Origin of the sequence: Fluviicoccus sp. (assembly GCF_030646115.1) — a bacterium.
Classification (GTDB): Bacteria; Pseudomonadota; Gammaproteobacteria; order Pseudomonadales; family Moraxellaceae; genus Fluviicoccus.
Genome location: NZ_JAUSMX010000035.1, coordinates 1 through 2,566 on the forward strand (window position 1 = coordinate 1; position 2,566 = coordinate 2,566).

General features: G+C 60.6%; 1 protein-coding gene. It reads right to left on the reverse strand.

Going from position 1 to position 2,566, the window contains the following annotated elements; all coding sequences use genetic code 11:
- Window positions 1-2,566, reverse strand: a 2,566-nt coding sequence (locus tag Q7T36_RS17875) for a hypothetical protein (RefSeq protein WP_304852064.1), incomplete at both ends; no start/stop codon positions are given.

Sequence of the window (2,566 nt, forward strand, 5' to 3'; positions counted from 1 at the left end):
TCAATGATGACCGTCTGGGCAGTGGCGCCGTTGAGAGTCTTGGTGATCGAGCCGGCATTGTTGATCGTGCCGCTACCGGTGATGCTGTTGTCGACCATCGACGTGTGCAGGTCAATGACGCCGGTCGAGAGGTTGTTGAGCGTGGCGCCGCTGGCGATGTCAATGACTTGGTAATGGCCAGTCGGGGTGAAGTTGATCTGGCTGGCGTTGTTCCAGGTCCGCCCCGCGCCCAAATAGATACTGCCACCGCTCAGATTGGTGGTCGAACCTTGCGCGGTGCTCAGGATTCCAGACCCGCCCAAGGTCCCTCCTCCCCAGGTGAACGTCCCGCCCGTGGGAATCGTGATCGCGCCGCTGCCGGTGAGCGTGCCTCCGCTCAGCACAAGCCCCATCGGACTTTGCACAGTCGTTGGCGCATTGAACGTGACGGTGCCGCTTGTGATGGTGGCATTGCCGGAGGTTGCCGCGCCCAGCGTCAGCGAACCCAGGTTGAACGTCGTCCCGCCATTGAGAATGATGTCCTTGGCGGTGCCGCCCGTTTTCAAGGTGAGGTTATCGTCGGCAATTCCGGCAAAGTCCGCCACGCTGTCGGTCGTGATGCTGCCGCTGGTGGTCGCGAGACTTACGGTCTGTCCCGCAGCTAAGGCGTTCAGCGTGTATTTGCTGGTGAGCAAATCGCCCGCTGCCTGTTCCAAAAGAATGCCGCCTGTCGTCGATGAAGCACTGACGGCGCCGGCGCCTGGCTTGACCGTCAACATGATTCCCGCACCCGCACTCAGGCCGATACTGCCGTTTGCCGCCGAGGTGTCAATATCTATCCCGCTGCCGTGAGTTATCTGGCCACCAACAGCATTGAGATTGACGCTGCTTGCGGTCAGCTTGGCGGTGCCGGTGAAAGCGATGGCGCCGGCCGCCGTCAGCGTGACATTACCGGCCGAATTGTTGATGCCGTTAGTGGTATCCACCATGCCCACGTTTATTGCATTGACGTCATTGAATGCAAAATTGCCTGAATTAGTGTGGCCGGCGAGATTGGTGACGTCATTGGCCAATGGCAGGGTGACGCCGCTCCATGCATAGACACGGAGATTGGGAATGGTGAGCGTGGCCGTCTGGGTTATGTTGCCGCCACCCGTAACCAAGCTCAGCGACGGGAAGCTCAGCGGCGCGACGGGCTCATTGACGGCAATGCTGCCCACCGTGGTGGTGCTACCCACCTTCAATAACTGCGTGGAGAAGGTACTCAGTTCAACGCTGGACAAGCGCAGAAACCCGGCTGCATCCAGGGTTCCGGCAGACACAAACTCGATGTTGGTGGCCGCCGTAAAGGGCTTCACCTCGACATAGCTGCCGCCGGTTGCAGTCCAGGCGTTGTGTGCCAGATTGTCGGCAATGTAAGTCACATTGCCCAAAGTGGCATTCACGTTGCTACCGATGGTCAGCAGGCTGTTCGCGCTGCCCGCCGTCAGGCTAATGTCGCCACTGCCGAGAATCAGACCACTACTGGGGCCGACCGTTCCAACCTGAAACGCCCCGGAATTGGTGAATGAAAAACCTGAACCGGCGATGTTGCCGGCCAGCGTACTAATCGTGTTGGTGCCTCCAAAGGTTGCGCCGCCACCTGAAATCACTCTCAGGCCATTTGCCGCAATGCCGCTGCTGCTGGTGATGCCGCCGATGCCGGCGCCGAGCGAGATGTCGCCGGTGGTGTTCAGGTTGCCGGGCACTGCCAGACTGCCGCTGGCGCCGAGCGCTATCGGGGCATTGCCGGCGAAGCCGGAACTGCTGTCCAGCAACAAGTCGCCCGAATGAGAAATGTAGGCCGCTGCAATCGGATCGCTGCCGCTGCCGAGCTTGACTACCGCCTGCCCCGTACCTCCGATGGAACGGGTCAGGACGGGGAAGCTGATTGTGCCGACGGCACCGGTACTGGGGCCGCAACAGTATTGGAACTCGATCCTGTTGGCGGTAATCGTGCCGAGTGTCCAGGTAATCGGACTGCCGCTCTGGGTATTCAGTTGAACCTTGCCGGCGGCGTCCGCGATGCTGATGTTGCCGTTGATGTTGATCGGCGCCCCGGCGGAAGAGATGGAAATGCCTCCCCACGGACTTGCCAGCGAGGCGTTCGACAATCCGTTGATCGTCAGCGGCGTGCCGCTACTGCCGGCGAAGCTAAACGCGGTTGCAGTTGTTGAGGTCTGGGTGAGATTGATGGCGCTGACGGGGTTGGAATCGCCGGACAACTCGATGCCGTTGCCTGGTCCGCCGGCCGCAGTGACAATCAAGCTGGGCGCGGTGATGGTCTTGCCGCCGCCACTGCCTTGCCGAAGGCCACCGCCGAGGTCGAGGGTAATTCCGACCGAAGAAAAAAGCGGTCCGTTGAGTTCGAGCAGGCCCGGTGTGCTCTTTTTCAGCACCAGCGCGCCTGCGACGTTAGCCGAAATGAAGTTGAAGCTGTTGCCGATCTCATTGAGCGAGACGGCGCCTCCTGAATTGAGGCTCAGCGAATTCGCCGCGAGGGTGGCGCCAGCGTTCTGAATAATGTTGCTGCCGGCGTTGGTGTAGA